This window comes from Paenibacillus sp. MAHUQ-63, assembly GCF_028765165.1.
GTDB lineage: Bacteria > Bacillota > Bacilli > Paenibacillales > NBRC-103111 > Paenibacillus_E.
The window spans coordinates 369841-384971 of the sequence record NZ_JARADB010000001.1; the positions used below are offsets into that span (position 1 = coordinate 369841).

Genomic DNA, 15131 nt, shown 5'->3' on the forward strand with positions numbered 1-15131 from the left:
AGTAGAAAGTAATGTGATTTTAAACGGACATGCCGTTTTGAGCGGCTTTCTTCATTTGCTCCGGATAACCGTAGGAACCATGTTCAGACAAGTCCAGACCAATGATTTCTTCTTCTTCCGTAACGCGAAGACCGATTGTAGCTTTCAGAACTCCCAAGATAATGAAGGAAAGAACGAGAACGAATGCGAAAGCTCCGAACAAGCCAAGCGCTTGAACGCCTAATTGGTGCAATCCGCCGCCGTAGAACAAGCCTGCGCCGCCGATCCCGACTTTAGCCGAAAGTTCAGGCGTTGCGAAGAAGCCTGTGGAAAGCGTACCCCAGATACCTGCGATACCGTGTACGGAGAAAGCGTAGATCGGATCGTCGATACCGGCTCTTTCAAACCATTGCGCCGTGAAGAATGTAACGATACCTGCCACTGCGCCAATAACAATCGCCGCCCATGTATCTACGAACGCACAAGCTGCCGTAATCGCAACAAGCGCTGCAAGAACACCGTTCAACATACTAGGAATATCCGCCTTGCCGAAGTACATCCAGGAGATCACAAGCGCTGCAACACCGCCTGCCGCAGCAGCCATGTTCGTTGTCAAAGCGATGTATCCGAAGAAACCGTCGCCCATTGCGCTAAGCGTACTGCCCGGGTTGAAGCCGAACCAGCCGATCCACAGAATGATAACACCGAGTACGGACAACACTTGGTTATGACCAGGAATCAGGTTTGGCGTTTTATCTTTATTATATTTGCCAATACGAGGTTTCAACAAGATGGTGGCTACAAGCGCTGCTGTCGCACCTTGCAAGTGAACAACGGTCGAGCCCGCGAAATCCTGCATGCCGAGCTTGCTCAACCAGCCGCCGCCCCACACCCAGTGAGCTACGATCGGATAGATCACAACTGTAAACAAAATACCGAAGATGAAGTAAACCGGAAGCTTCGCTCTTTCTGCGAAACCGCCCCATGCAATCGCCAGGGATACACCCGCGAATGCTAATTGGAACAAGAATTTAATGCCGATCGGCACGTCGGAGAAGGAAAGCGCGCTGAACGACGCGGCCGCTTGATCTTCCAAACCGGTTACGAAGAACCCTGTCGTTCCGAAGAAAGCATTGCCGTCACCGAAGGCGAACCCGAAGCCTACTGCCCAGAAGGCGATGGCACAAATCCCGAACGTTAAGATTGTTTTACCGGCTACGTGACCGGCATTTTTCATTCGGGTAGAACCTGCTTCCAATAAAGCAAAACCCGCTTGCATGAAAATAACTAAGATGGCGGCTAACATGACCCAAACAGCATCGATTGCTCCTGTCAATTGGGGAATTGTCGCTTCATCCGCCGCGAATGCGAGAGTAGGAAACAACATCGACATGCCCCCAAAAGCTAACAACAATTTCTTTACCATACGACCACTTCCTTTAATGTTAGATTAAATAACATGCAATGCAACTCTTAATGTCATTATATACAGGTTATATGGGTTTGACAATAGGATTTTCGTTAATAAAATGAAAAAAACGAAAAATAACCTGACATCGAACAGGCATAATTCGTGTTTTCATTCATATTCGATTTAAAATGTTAAGATTTCTATCTCAGATACTTTTACCAACTAGTCCAAGCATCACGTTTGACTGTACGGTTTGGAATCAGTTATCATTACTGTAGAAGAAATTCGAAGACATGAAATTGAAGTAGAGGTGGATGACATATGGGGAATGAGAAGCTATATAAGATCGGGGAACTCGCAAAGCTTGCCGACGTCAGTTCTCGAACCATTGATTACTACACCAAGCTGAATCTGATTGAACCCGAGAAGAGATCCGATACGAATTACCGATTATATAGCGATGAAACTTTGCATCGACTTAAACGTATTGAATCTATGAAGAACGAGAAGTATACCTTAGAGGAGATCAAAGCAAGCTTGCAGCAGTGGAACAAAGTGTCCCAAGACGATGAAGTGAGAGATAAGCTGACATCGATCCAGCTTCATCTTGAACAGTTGAAGAAGGAAGCGAAGGAACTTGATCCGATTATCCAGCAGCTGAAGCCGAATCAACTCAAAAAGCTTTACCGAGTATTAACGCAGCCAACCGCGGCATGCATTGAAGCGCTAATCGTCCTGCTAGGTAAAAATCCGTTCTCATAACGAATTACGGAGGCGTGTGCAATGTTCTTTTTTCACCCAATGGATTTTCTCATTATTATTGCGTTCGTTCTTTCTTTGTGGGCTTCGTTTCGAGTTCGGGGAACATTCAACAAATGGTCGAACGTTCCTGTATACTCCGGCATGACCGGCGCGCAAGCGGCCAGACGGATGCTCGACGCCAACGGGCTCTACGATGTTCCGGTAGAAGCCGTACGAGGAACGCTAACCGACCACTACGACCCGATGGCCCGTGTAGTACGACTCTCAGAGCCTGTCTACTACCAGAGCTCCATATCGGCCGTCTCCGTCGCCTGTCACGAAGTCGGTCATGCCATTCAACATAAGGTCCATTATCCGATGCTTGTAGCAAGGCACTATATGTTTCCGGTCGTCAATTTCGCATCCGGCGTCGCGCCGCTGCTGATCCTTGCCGGCTTCATATTCCAACAGATTCCTTGGCTTCTCGGACTCGGCATTATTTTCTTCGCAGCCGCCGTCGCTTTCCAGCTGGTTACGCTGCCGGTCGAATTTAACGCAAGTTCCAGAGCCCGCGATTTGATGATCGCCGAGGGATTCATCTCCAACCAAGAAGAACGCGGCGTAGCCAAGGTCTTGAACGCAGCAGCGCTTACGTATGTTGCCGCCGCGCTTATCTCCGTCCTTGAGCTGCTGAAGTATATTATGATCTTCTCCGGTCGCAATAGCGACGACTAAACGACACAAGCTCTCCAATGCTGCGACTTTCCCGCAGACACGGAGAGCTTTTTTTATTGGAAATATTCATGCAAGAACCGCCTGAACACCTCAGCCACCAGCGGCAGCTTCTCGCCCTTGCGGCTGATTAACCCAACCGTACGGGTAACCTGCGGATCCGTAACGCGGATTTTGGCCGGCTGCATCTGTCCGCCTTCCATAAGCGCCATCGACGGCAATAGGCTGACCCCCATGCCCGCGGCAACGAGTCCGCGAATCGTATCGGTTTCTTCCCCTTCGAACTCGATCTTCGGCACGAATCCCGCCTTCAGACAAGCTTCCATGACAATCGTGCGGAGCGTGTATTCTTCGCTGAACATGACGAAAGATTCGTGCTTGAGCTGCTCGAGCCGAATGGACGTATAATCAGCCAAAATATGATTGGACGGTATGATCGCATACAACTCTTCGGTCAGTAAAATTTCCCCCGTCACATGCTCGTGCTTCTCCGGGAAAGGTGAAATGAACGCGAGGTCGATCTCTCCCCTGGTCACGTCGCGTATAAGCGACGTATACGTTCCTTGGCGCAGCCGGAACTTCACATTGGGGTGATCCTTCTTGAAGGACGCCACCACCGCCGGCAGCAAGTTGATAACAAGACTATGCGGGAATCCGATACGAATCTCACCGGCTTCAGGATCGAGAAACTCATGCATTTCCCCGACCGCCCGCTCCAAATCCGTTAAAATCCCTTCGATGCGGCTCAGGAACAAATGTCCTACGGAAGTAAGGTGCAAATTTCGCCCTTTTTGAACAAACAAATTAACGCCTAGTTCTTGTTCCAACAAGTGAATTTGTCTCGAAACAGCCGATTGCGCCACATGCATTTCCTCTGCGGCCTGCGTCACGTGCTGCTTGCGGGCAACTTTCACAAAATATTGCAATTGTCTTAATTCCACTTGGTAAAATCCCCCGACTTTATCTCTCATAATGACGAATCCGGCAACTTGATGCAATTAAATTATAGCCTCACAGCATCAATTGGACAACCTTAGAGCAAAAAGCTTATAATAAGTAAGTTGTTATATCGATGGAAATTAAAGGAGGAACTGTTCACATGGCACAAGAACGTACTGGTGTTGCTACACTCAAAGGCAATCCAATCACCCTGGTAGGACCCGAAATCAAAGTAGGTGACAAAGCGCCTAACTTCACAGTTAACAAAGATTTGATGACACAAGTATCCCTGGCAGACTATGCAGGCAAAGTTAAGCTGATCTCCGTCGTTCCTTCCTTGGATACAGGCGTTTGTGACGCACAAACTCGCCGCTTCAACGAAGAAGCAGCGAAATTAGGCGACAATGTCGTTGTTCTGACAATTTCCGTGGATCTTCCATTCGCGCAATCCCGTTGGTGCGGAGCTGCCGGCATCGACAAAGTCATCACTTTGTCCGACTACAAAACGAAATCGTTCGGCGAAGCATACGGCGTATTGATTAAAGAAATTCAATTGGATATGCGCTCCATCTTCGTAATCGATGCTAACGATACGGTTCAATATGTAGAGTACCTGGGCGAAATGACAGCTCACCCTAACTACGAAGCTGCCGTTGACGCTGTACAAAAATTAGTGTAAGCCAAACAAATAAAACAGCAAGGAGGCCTAGCTTCCCTGCTGTTTTTATTATTGTTCGGTTTTATATTGAGCTAGCTTCCGGTCTAATTGTTTATAGATATCGATAATCGTGCGGTAGTTGGAACCCAGATCGCCCATAGATCCCCGGGAAGCCGAATAAATATCCACTGCGGTCTTCACGGGATTAATCGCGAACAACGTAAGCGTGACATCTTGCGTGCGTCCCGTCATGGTTTTGCGTTCCGCCAAAATTTCGCCGACATTTTGAACTTCGTGGAGCAGCTTATATCCCGGTGTTTTCTTCAGAACGGCAGTGACTTCTTCCCAAACTTGGTCCTTAGGAAGCTTGTAATATCTTGTTTTAAGCAAAGGATCTTTGGCTTTATCTCCGGTCGTTTCGTGACTGCGAAGTAATCCGATTAAAGTTCTCTTAAGCAAAAGCCTTTTCCCCCTTCAATGAAGTGCATTTAGACCGCTTGCCATCTCTACACTGTCCTCTATATTACCATTGTTTAGGCGTAAGAAAAAGAGGGAAAATGAAATCAATGGATAAGCCTCATTGAAAGGGGCAGATTGACACCCTATATTTAGCCAAAAAATGTGCTGTATAAGAGATAAGCATTTAACCCAGCAATCAGAACGGCAACGAACCAACTGAGCACGATCATCCACTTAGGGGTTACCAGCTCACCCATCTTCTTACGATCCGAAGTGAACTTCACCAGCGGGATGACGGCAAAAGAAAGCTGCAGCGACAAAATCACTTGGCTTAAAATAAGCAAATCCGTAGCTCCGCTATCCCCGTAAATACCGATTACAATGACTGCTGGCACGATGGCAATAATTCGCGTAATCAAGCGGCGCAGCCATGGCGTGAGCCTGATATTCAGGAAGCCCTCCATCACGATCTGACCGGCTAGCGTACCGGTTAGCGTGGAATTCTGGCCGGAAGCAAGCAAAGCAACCGCGAATAAAATACTGGCCGCGCCTGTACCGAGCATAGGCCCGAGCAGGTGATAGGCATCCTGTATCTCAGCAACTTCACGGCCCGCCGAATGAAAAGCGGCGGCAGACAGGATAAGAATGGCTGCGTTAACGAACAAAGCCAGCATTAAAGCAAAGCTTGAATCAATCGTTGCGAATTTGATCGCTTCGCGTTTTCCTTCGATCGTCGGCTCGATTTTACGCGTCTGCACAATCGAAGAATGCAAATACAAGTTGTGCGGCATGACCGTTGCTCCAAGAATCCCGAGCGCAATATAGAGCATCGCAGGATTAGTAACGATCTCCGCTCTCGGAATGAAGCCGGAGGCGACTGCCGCTACATCGGGTCTTGAGAATATCAGTTCCATAATAAAACAGCCTGTAATAATGGCGATCAAGCTGATCACCATCGCCTCAATATAGCGGAAACCGCGTTTTTGCAATAAAAGGACTAAGAGTACGTCGACGGATGTCAAAATAACGCCATACACGAGCGGGATGCCAAAAAGCAAATTCAATGCGATCGCGGCGCCGATGACTTCCGCCAGATCACAAGCGGCAATAGCGAGCTCGCACAGCACCCACAAGACAAAAGAAACGGGTTTGCTATAGTGATCCCGGCAAGCCTGCGCTAAGTCGCGGCCTGTCACGATACCCAACCGCCCAGCCAGGGCTTGCAGCAGTATTGCCATTAGATTAGAAATTAAAATAACGGATAACAAGGTGTAACCGAACTGCGAGCCGCCCGCCAAATCCGTCGCCCAGTTCCCCGGATCCATATATCCTACGGCGACCAGATACCCGGGACCGACGAAAGCGAGCAGCTTCCGGAAGAAGCCGGCTTTCTTAGGTACGCGCATGCTCTGATGGACTTCAGGCAGGCTGGGCATCGATGAATCTCGTCTCCAACCTTTGCGTTCGGGTTTCTCTGACTCTTTGTATGCAGCTTCCATATCTAAATCCCTTCTTTCATCGGACCAATAAAGTTGTGTTAAGGAAACTTCTTGTTTAGAATTATACTATATAACGCTATACTATGCTACAGGTAAACACTTATGTGCTGGTGAAATAAATTTTCCCATGGGAAAAACTTAACATCAAGGAGTGAGATGACGTGCAAATACGTCCTGTTGCGAATGATCATGAAGTGCTGGAGGCTTATCATATTGAAACGATGGTTTATCCCGCACAAGCAGCCGCTACCCTGGATGCCTTCCGGATGCGGAAGGAAGTATTCGGCGGCTATTTCCTGGTTGCCATGACTGAAGCCGATTCCAACGGTCATCAAGAGCTCATCGGAGTGACGAACGGGGTGAAGCTCGAACATAAGGATTTGGCCGATGAAAGCATTAAACAAGGCGTCAGCCAAGCTGTTGACGGACGTTACTTCTGTGTGCTGACGATTGCGGTTCATCCGAGCTATCAGCGGCAAGGCATCGCTACGCAATTACTGGAGCAAATTATTGCGAGAGCCCGAGAAGACGGACTTGCAGGCATCGTGCTTATGTGCGAGGAGCATTTGATCTTATTTTACGAAAAGCAAGGATTTCGATACATCGCACCATCCGCCTCTGAACACGGAGGAATTCAATGGCATGAGATGCATCTGATATGGAAATGAATAGAAGCTGTAACCGCACGCCGAAAATCATCCGCGCAAGAAGAAGGAATTTCGCTTTTTCTTGCGAATATAATAAATGAATTATCTTTGTATATTTAATAAACAAACAAAGATTAGCGCAAGATTCCATCATAAACAACAAAGGGTGATAATATTATGTCGTATTTTATGGGTTTGGACTTAGGAACATCTGCCGTCAAGTGTATCCTGGTCGATGATTCCGGCGCCGTCGTCGGCAGCCACAGCGTTGAATATCCGCTCCAGCAGCCTCATCCCGGCTGGGCTGAGCAGCATCCGGAGGATTGGTGGAACGGCACGGTCGAAGGAATCCGTGCGCTCTTGGCCAAAACCGGCATCACTGGCAGCGAAGTGGCCGGTATCGGCTTCTCCGGCCAGATGCACGGGTCGGTATTCCTCGATGAAGCGCAGCAGGTGATCCGCCCTGCGCTGCTGTGGTGCGATCAGCGCACCGCGGAGCAGTGCGCATATATCGAGGCGACCGTCGGCGAAGCCGAACTCGGCCGGCTGACGGGCAACCGGGCGCTGACAGGCTTCACAGCGCCCAAGGTCATCTGGCTCCGGCAGCACGAGCCGGAGAATTACGCGCGCGTTCGGCACCTGCTGCTGCCGAAGGACTACGTCAGGCTGCGCCTGACGGGCGCGTTCGGCATGGACATGGCCGACGCCAGCGGCACGCTGCTGCTCGATGTCGCGAACCGCAGCTGGTCGCAAACCGTCGCCGAGCGCCTGGAGATCCCGCTCGCGTGGCTGCCGCCGCTGTTTGAATCCGGCGACGTCGCCGGGCACCTGCTGCCGGAAGCCGCCAGCCTCACCGGCTTAACCGCCGGGACGCCGATCGTAGCGGGCGGCGGCGACCAAGCCTGCGGCGCTGTCGGCGTCGGCGTCGTCCGCCAAGGCATCGCGTCCGTGGCGCTCGGCACGTCCGGTGTCGTCTTCGTACACGACGACACGTATCAAGTGGATGAAGCATACCGGCTTCATTCGTTCTGCCACGGTGTGCCGGGCAAGTGGCACCGCATGGGGGTTATGCTGGCCGCCGGAGGCTCGTTCCAGTGGTGGCGCAACCACTTCGCGCACGAGGAGCTGGAGCGTGCGCAGCAGGAAGGCAAAGACGTCTATGAAATCCTGACGTCGGAAGCCTCCACCGCGCCGCTTGGCAGCGAAGGCTTGCTGTTCCTGCCTTACCTGTCCGGCGAGCGGACGCCGCACCCGGACCCGAAAGCGCGCGGCGCTTTCATCGGTCTGAACCTGCGGCACGGCAAAGCCCACCTGACGCGTGCCGTCCTCGAAGGCATCACCTTCGGGCTTCGCGATTCGCTTCAATTGATTCGCGAGTCCGGGGTCGAAGTGACGGAACTGCGCGTGAACGGCGGCGGCGCCAGAAGCCCGTTCTGGCGGCAAATGATCGCCGACATCTTCGGCATCCCGGTCGTGACGGTGAACTCCACAGACGGCCCGGCATACGGCGCAGCGATCATGGCGGCGTCGGGTGTTCTTGGCGAAGAGATTACAACGCTCTGCGAGAAGTGGATTCAGGTCACGGACAGAGTCGAGCCCATCGCCGCCAATCAGCAGCAGTATGAGGCTTATTATCAGGTTTACCGCGGCTTATACGGCACGCTCAAAGATACGTTCCATCAATTAAGCGACCTTGCCGGTCACGCATAATCAACGCTAAAAAGCGGTTGAACAGGAAACCTCCTGATCAACCGCTTTATTCATGTGGACATAAAGAAACCCGCATATGCCGTCCGGTTTCTGTGCTTCAAACCCGCTCTCGCAGGTGGGTGTCCGCAGAAGTGTATTTGAGGTCCCCTTTCGAGGGCATGTCAGCCACACTTCGATATAGGTCTCCCTAGAAACAGTCATTGGTTTAAAACAACTTAAAACCGTTACGAACATCGCAGGATTCTTTTTGTATTCTTATTATAGTGCTGTACCGGTTGAAGATCAACTGGTAGGTTTATTCTTTATTCTTTTCGTCGTTTTTATGCAAAGAGATTTCAGTCCGTTTAGTCTCGGCATCCTCTTCATCCGATTGTTCCGAACCCTCTTCCAGACCTTCACCTTCCGCTTCTGCAAGCTTCTGCTGTTCCTTCTCCTCCAGCTCCTGCTGTTTGATTTGCAATTTCGTGAAGCTGCGGTTAAATTGCCAGAAGGAGAAAGTCGCCATGATGCTTCCCATGAAGAAAACAACAAGGAAGAAGTTAAATTTAGTCACGCAAATGTAGAAAATGGCGCCATTGCACAGCAGCAGGACGATCGAATTGATCGGATTGCCGATGGAGATCAGGACGGAATTTTTCAAGATTTGAAAAATTTTCATATGCAAGTGAACCATGATCGAGAAAAAATTAAACAAAGCGATAACCATAATGACCGTGAATGCGATAAAAAGTACGGCCAAAATCTTAAGTGTACTGCCCTGCTTCAAATAGAAGAAGTAATTCACGCTGATGATGACGAAAATGATAACGAAGAAAATGCCGCCAACCATGCTCTGTACGTAATTTTCTTTGTACCCGCGGAAAAATGTTTTGAGCAGAGGAACATCTTCTTCTCCTGTGACCCATTTGCGGGCAACGGTGAACATCGCCGCGGTTGCGGGGAACAAAGTAAACGGTGCCAAAATGGATATCAGCGGCAGCATTGCCTTCAATCCGTCAGGCGTTTGGCTGACCAGCCCCATGAACGCAAAAAAGAAAACCGGAATTGAGCATAACAGCCAAAGCAGATTAATCACCGATAAACGCATGATCCATTCCGATATTTTGTAAAGCCCACCCATTACTCCTCTAAACTCCAAAACCGCTTCCTCCTTAGCGTTTCCATAGCGGAAACTTTCTACGTTGATTGTCCATGTTATTGGGGTATAGCTTGTCTCACATATATATAACTTTAATTATAGCCTATTTTCGAACATATAGGTAGCCGTCTAGTCATACTAGGTACTCCGGCATAGGATAGTATTGGCGATCCTAACGTCGCTAAATCTTGACCCGGGAGGTAGATACTATGTCAGCAGTCGGTACGTCCGCAGGTGCTGTATTGGTTCTGTTTATCCTACTCGTCATTATAACTAGCTCTTTCGTCCTCTAATACACGTATTTATTGCAAAAAGGCGGAGATCCTTCAAGGATCTCCGCCTTTATATGTTGCCAGACTCTTATTTATTTACCAAAGTGTCTTCGCTTTTGCGCGGAGCTCTGGAACGGTCACGATCGCGGTTAGCCGGGTTATTGCTGCCGTACTCGCGGTTTTTGGAAGAGTAACGACCTTCTCCGCCTTCGCGGTTCGAGCCGTATTCTCTGCCGTCTTTACGCGGATAGCGGGAGTTCGAGCTGGAACCGTAACCGCCTTGACGACGATCGCCGGAACCGGAACCGTAGCCGCCGCCAACACGTCTGCCTGCGCTGCGAACATCGAACTTTTTCTTTCTTGCACGGATCGGATCTTCCGGAGTCAACTCGATGACCGCTTCTTTCTTATCGCCTGTCAGAAGCTTCATTGCGGCAGCAAGCAGATTCACGGAATCATATTGCTCCAACATTTGAATCGCCAAGCCTTTGAACTCGGTGTGCCCATCGTTCTGCAGCATATCGAGAATGCGCTCAGCTGTCATTTTTTGTTTGCCTTCGATCGCTTCCGCCAAGCTAGGAAGCGGCTTTTTGCTAATTTTATGACGAGTAACTTTCTCGATGAAGTGCAGGTGGTCGATCTCTCTAGGTGTTACGAATGTCCATGCTGTACCCTCTTTGCCGGCACGGCCTGTACGGCCGATGCGGTGAACGTAGCTCTCAGGATCCTGAGGCAGGTCGAAGTTCACAACGTGCGTTACACCGGAAACGTCGAGACCGCGAGCCGCAACGTCTGTTGCAACGAGCACATCGATGCTGCCGTCGCGGAATTTTCTCATCACGTTATCACGTTGATTCTGGGACAAGTCCCCGTGAAGACCTTCTGCTGCATAGCCTCTCTTCTGAAGAGCTTCCGCAAGCTCGTCTACGCGGCGTTTCGTACGGCCGAAGATGATCGCCAGCTCCGGAGCTTCCATATCAAGCAAACGGCTAAGCGCTTCGAACTTCTGTTTCTCATGCAATTCAATGTAAGCTTGATCGATCAGCGGCGCGCTGACTTGTTTCGGGATGACCGATACATGCTCAGGATTGCGCAAGAATTGTTGTGCCAATCTTTGGATATTCGCCGGCATTGTTGCGGAGAACAGCATCGTGTGGCGTTCTTCCGGAACGAGCTTCAAGATGGATTGGATATCGTCCATGAAGCCCATGTCCAGCATTTCATCCGCTTCATCCAGAATGACCGTTTGGACATCGTCAAGCTTGATCGTTTTGCGGTTGATGTGGTCAAGAAGACGTCCTGGCGTTCCGATGATGATTTGCGGCTTCTTCTTCAGAGCGCGAATTTGCTTCACAATGTCCTGTCCGCCATAAATCGGCAAGGAACGAATGCCTTTGAAACGGCCGAGCTTCTCAATCTCTTCCGCAACCTGGATGGCAAGTTCACGTGTCGGACACATAATAAGAGCGGAAATACGCTCTTCCTTCATATTAATTTTGTGAATAAGGGGGATACCGAACGCCGCCGTTTTACCAGTACCCGTTTGTGCTTGACCGATCAAATCCCGGCCTTCCATAGCCAGCGGAATCGTTTTTTCTTGAATAGGTGTGGATTCTTCAAAGCCCATCTCCGTAACCGCGCGTAGAATTGCTGGCTCTAAACCAAACTCCTGAAATGTTTTCAAATATATTCAATCTCCTTTTGTACAGGGCAGGCTAATGCCTTGTATCTTTTTTACCCTTAAGTACGACTTCCTATCCGTGTCTATAGTTTCTTGGTGGATTACACTTTCGATTCATCATCTTCCATGATCCAATTGGCCGCCCTTAAGAACATCTAAAGTATTATAACACAAGTCATACACACATTTCCAGAGGCTGCTTTCATTGATGAGAACGAAACCTTCCGCATAAGCTAAGCGTATTACTGAGTAGAACAACATTCGGAACAGAGGAGAGTTTTTCAATGTCCATTTTCAAACGAGTTAGCAGCATTTTACGGAGTCAAAAAGAAATTCCACCGACAGCGCCAGCCGGAAATCCGCTTGAAGATGCCAAAGTTGGAGATATTGTTAACGTGGATCTTGAAGAGTATGTGATCTCCGGCAAAGTGATTTATTTCGACCGCGGGTTTGCTCCACACCGCTACGCCTATTATTTGCAAAGCGGCAAAAATATTCAGTGTTTGATTGTGGAAAAAGGACGAACCTATGATTGTTTCCTTTGCAGCTTCATCGAGGGGGCCTTGGACGATCCTAATGATGTGCCTACGCGATTGGAACTCGACGGCGACGTAGCCTTCGACCTGGAATTCCATCGCAATGACGTGACGCGGACGGAAGGCAACACCGATTTCCGCAGCGGAGACGACGTCATTTTCTGGCGCTATTTCGGACCGGACCGCAGATTCTTCTTCCTCCAATGGCAGGATGGCAAATTTATCGCCATGGAAGGCGAACGCACGCCGGGCAACCAGATCAAATTTTTAAAATCGACGCACTAAACAAGCCTATGCTATCATGGAGTCATACCCCAAAAGGAGGGTTTACTGAAAAGTGAAAAGATGGACTTCCTGGCTTTCCTTCTTATTGATCATCGCCCTTCTGACCGGGTGTGGCGCTGATACCGTCCGCTATATTAAAGATGAATACCCGCTTGTTAGCGTTGAGGGCAAGGGCACGAATATGTCCAAGGTTTATGTGGCCGAAGGGAAAACCGTCCCTGCCGTCGCGAACGAGCTGGCCGCGCAAGAAACGCCGCAAGAGAAGAGCAAGGAATCGAACGACCAAATGTTCCTTGTTTATAACGATAAAGTGATCAACATCCAGAAAGACCCGAATGAAAGCCAGAATACGCTCATTCAGGTTGACAGCATCGAGTATGCCAGAACTCATTACGATTCTTCGTTCTTGCAAGGCTTTGTGACAGCGGCGCTGCTCCAAAACTTGTTCGGCGGAAGCTGGTATAATAGTAAGAAATCTTACGATTATCGCGGCTATACCCGAACGCCGACTTATAGCGCCGGCAGCGGCAAAGCGGCGACGCCGACCACCGACGTCTCCAAAGACAAGAAGCCGACGACATCCGACCGCACGGGAACGTTCAAAGGCGGAACGGCCAACCCCAGCTCGGGCAGCTCCTCGACAACCCGGCGCAACGACGGTTCGACGCCGAATAAGGTCACGAAGCCGTCGGTCAGCAAGCCAAGCACATCCAAGAAAACAGGCTCATTCAAGAGGCGTTAGCCCCTCTCCCTAAGCTGTTGTCCATCATTTGGACACAGCTTTTTTATTTCCGCATTCTTTTAATTAGACACTGGTTAAATAATGATTGAAGTTTTGAAAGAATGAATTATACTTGCATTATGCTGCATACTATTTTAGAGGTGATTTTTTTTGAAAAAAGCGCTGGATGCCGTCATCATTTTCGTTGGCGCTCTGCTCGTCGCGGTCGGCTTCAACATGTTTCTCATCCCTCACCAGCTGCTTAGCGGCGGGGTGTCCGGATTCGCCATGATCATCGGCTATTTCACGAATTGGAACATCGGCTTTTTATATTTATTTTTCAACATGCCTTTAATGATCTGGGGCTTGATCTCCATCGGCCGCAGATTCATCATGATCAGCGTCGCATCCGTCATTTTAACGACATGGCTGATGCAGATACTGCCCACCAACTATGTGGCCCAGGAGCCGATACTTGGGGCGGTATTCGGAGGTGTGCTGATCGGTATCGGAAGCGGAATCACCTTAAGAATTGGCGGATCCAGCGGAGGCTTCGACATCGTTGGCTTAATTTTGACGCGCAAATTCGAGTTCCCCTTAGGCACAATTCTTTCCGGTATGAACGGGATCGTCATTGTAGCTCTAGGTTATTTCAAACACAATTGGGACCTTGCCCTTTACTCCATGTTAGCGATTTATATATGCGGCAAAGTCGTCGACACCGTACATATCCGGCACGTTAAGGTAACGGCTTTCATCGTCACGAAGCAGAAAGAAGAATTGACGCAAGAGCTGCTGCAGCTTCCGAGGGGGGTTACGCTCCTCAAAACGGAAGGCGCTTATACCAAACAGCAGCATGATATGCTGATGACCGTTACAACACGCTATGAGCTAGCAGAGTTAAAACGAATTATTAAGAAAATAGATCCAAAAGCGTTCGTAAATATCGTTGAAACCGTTGGGATCGTTGGCGAATTCCGCAAGCTGAAGTCGTAAATCGTGAAACCAGCCTCTTTCATCCGGGTCGATTTGTGTTATAATGATTGTAATTTCATATAGTTCTGGCTTCATCGTGAGTGGTTCAGGCGTAGTTCTTATTCTAATCTTATGATTGGAAGGGTGATGCTTGTGGAGACAGTCAAATTATCCAGGATTGTAATGAAATTAACACCCGAGTTGTACCCCTTCTTAACCAGCTGCGAGCTGGACTCCGAGATTGTCCTCATGTTCGGTCTCGAGGCGCTTGAAGCGGAAGATGTCATGGAGATTATTCAGTTCAGCATTACGGAACATCATAAAGACGCCCTTTATCATTAAGGGCGTCTTTTTATCCATGATTGACATGCAAAGTTATTGAGTTTGTAATAATTAGGGACTATAGGTTATGATAAGGTCATGGTATAATAGACAAATAAGATAATCTACTGGAGGTGTCTAATATGGGAGCTCTATCTCCTTGGCACATCATCTTGATTGCAATAGTGGCCTTGCTTTTATTCGGGCCTAATAAATTGCCTGAACTTGGCAGAGGTTTTGGCAAAATGTTTCGTGAATTCAAAGATGCAACGAACGGGAACGGAAACGCAAACTCGGATGATCAGCCTGTACTGCCACGCAAAGAGATCAATGCTGCGGAAGTAACGACTACGGAATCAGGACAAGTTCACAAATAAGAACTAAGCACCCTTAGCAGGTACTTGCTGCCGGGTGCTTTTTTCATTAC

Annotated in this window: 17 protein-coding genes and 1 other RNA gene; 11 read left to right on the top strand and 7 right to left on the bottom strand. The window is 49.2% G+C overall.

Translation table 11 applies throughout. From position 1 onward, the window contains the following. Positions 1–19: 19 nt before the first annotated feature. Positions 20–1405, bottom strand: a complete 1386-nt coding sequence (locus PUT07_RS01380) for an ammonium transporter (protein WP_274465938.1) — start codon at positions 1403–1405, stop codon at positions 20–22. Positions 1406–1711: 306 nt separating this feature from the next. Here PUT07_RS01380 and PUT07_RS01385 point away from each other — a divergent pair, with 306 nt between their 5' ends. After that, positions 1712–2152 carry a MerR family transcriptional regulator gene (locus PUT07_RS01385; RefSeq protein ID WP_274465939.1) on the top strand — a complete coding sequence of 147 codons (441 nt, stop codon included), beginning with the start codon at positions 1712–1714 and terminating at the stop codon, positions 2150–2152. Between the two features lie 21 nt (positions 2153–2173). Further along, on the top strand, positions 2174–2866 hold the full coding sequence (locus PUT07_RS01390) for a zinc metallopeptidase (RefSeq protein ID WP_274465940.1): 693 nt from the start codon (positions 2174–2176) through the stop codon (positions 2864–2866). 53 nt (positions 2867–2919) lie between these two features. Here PUT07_RS01390 and PUT07_RS01395 read toward each other — a convergent pair whose 3' ends face one another. Further along, positions 2920–3804, bottom strand: coding sequence for a LysR family transcriptional regulator (locus PUT07_RS01395; RefSeq protein WP_274465941.1), 885 nt, complete (start codon positions 3802–3804; stop codon positions 2920–2922). A 158-nt stretch (positions 3805–3962) separates the two neighbouring features. Here PUT07_RS01395 and tpx point away from each other — a divergent pair, with 158 nt between their 5' ends. Beyond that, positions 3963–4481, top strand: a complete 519-nt coding sequence (tpx, locus tag PUT07_RS01400) for a thiol peroxidase (RefSeq protein WP_274465943.1) — start codon at positions 3963–3965, stop codon at positions 4479–4481. A gap of 48 nt (positions 4482–4529) precedes the next feature. On the opposite strand, the gene PUT07_RS01405 is transcribed toward tpx, so the two are convergent. Both PUT07_RS01405 and PUT07_RS01410 read right to left on the bottom strand, forming a co-directional pair. Continuing rightward, positions 4530–4919 carry a DUF1499 domain-containing protein gene (locus PUT07_RS01405; protein ID WP_274465944.1) on the bottom strand — a complete coding sequence of 130 codons (390 nt, stop codon included), beginning with the start codon at positions 4917–4919 and terminating at the stop codon, positions 4530–4532. A 149-nt stretch (positions 4920–5068) separates the two neighbouring features. After that, the gene (locus PUT07_RS01410; RefSeq protein WP_274465945.1) at positions 5069–6418 is read right to left on the bottom strand and encodes an Nramp family divalent metal transporter; all 1350 of its coding nucleotides are present in this window, start codon (positions 6416–6418) and stop codon (positions 5069–5071) included. A 161-nt stretch (positions 6419–6579) separates the two neighbouring features. Here PUT07_RS01410 and PUT07_RS01415 point away from each other — a divergent pair, with 161 nt between their 5' ends. Further along, positions 6580–7086, top strand: coding sequence for a GNAT family N-acetyltransferase (locus PUT07_RS01415; protein ID WP_274465946.1), 507 nt, complete (start codon positions 6580–6582; stop codon positions 7084–7086). A 156-nt stretch (positions 7087–7242) separates the two neighbouring features. After that, entirely contained in the window at positions 7243–8775 is a 1533-nt protein-coding gene (gene xylB / locus PUT07_RS01420) for a xylulokinase (RefSeq protein ID WP_274465948.1), read from the top strand. Between the two features lie 63 nt (positions 8776–8838). Here xylB and ssrS read toward each other — a convergent pair. Together ssrS and PUT07_RS01430 are read right to left on the bottom strand one after the other, a co-directional pair. Beyond that, positions 8839–9020, bottom strand: a non-coding RNA gene (ssrS, locus tag PUT07_RS01425) — 6S RNA. Between the two features lie 50 nt (positions 9021–9070). Next, positions 9071–9913 (bottom strand): YesL family protein, encoded by an 843-nt coding sequence (locus PUT07_RS01430; RefSeq protein ID WP_274465950.1) that lies wholly within the window; start codon positions 9911–9913, stop codon positions 9071–9073. Between the two features lie 209 nt (positions 9914–10122). Here PUT07_RS01430 and PUT07_RS01435 point away from each other — a divergent pair, with 209 nt between their 5' ends. Then, a complete protein-coding gene (locus PUT07_RS01435) occupies positions 10123–10206 on the top strand; it encodes a YjcZ family sporulation protein (protein WP_274467425.1) in 84 nt (27 codons plus the stop codon). Positions 10207–10273: 67 nt separating this feature from the next. On the opposite strand, the gene PUT07_RS01440 is transcribed toward PUT07_RS01435, so the two are convergent. After that, positions 10274–11869, bottom strand: a complete 1596-nt coding sequence (locus PUT07_RS01440; RefSeq protein WP_274465952.1) for a DEAD/DEAH box helicase — start codon at positions 11867–11869, stop codon at positions 10274–10276. Positions 11870–12150: 281 nt separating this feature from the next. Here PUT07_RS01440 and PUT07_RS01445 point away from each other — a divergent pair, with 281 nt between their 5' ends. The 5 genes from PUT07_RS01445 (at position 12151) to PUT07_RS01465 (ending at position 15081) form a co-directional block, all read left to right on the top strand. Then, entirely contained in the window at positions 12151–12687 is a 537-nt protein-coding gene (locus PUT07_RS01445) for a DUF4178 domain-containing protein (RefSeq protein ID WP_274465953.1), read from the top strand. A 52-nt stretch (positions 12688–12739) separates the two neighbouring features. Next, positions 12740–13429, top strand: a complete 690-nt coding sequence (locus tag PUT07_RS01450; RefSeq protein ID WP_274465954.1) for a DUF4247 domain-containing protein — start codon at positions 12740–12742, stop codon at positions 13427–13429. Positions 13430–13579: 150 nt separating this feature from the next. Continuing rightward, entirely contained in the window at positions 13580–14404 is an 825-nt protein-coding gene (locus tag PUT07_RS01455) for a YitT family protein (RefSeq protein WP_274465955.1), read from the top strand. A gap of 126 nt (positions 14405–14530) precedes the next feature. Continuing rightward, complete coding sequence (locus PUT07_RS01460; RefSeq protein ID WP_274465956.1) at positions 14531–14725, top strand: hypothetical protein; 195 nt, start codon at positions 14531–14533, stop codon at positions 14723–14725. Positions 14726–14847: 122 nt separating this feature from the next. Continuing rightward, a complete protein-coding gene (locus PUT07_RS01465; RefSeq protein ID WP_274465957.1) occupies positions 14848–15081 on the top strand; it encodes a Sec-independent protein translocase subunit TatA/TatB in 234 nt (77 codons plus the stop codon). Positions 15082–15131 lie beyond the last annotated feature (50 nt).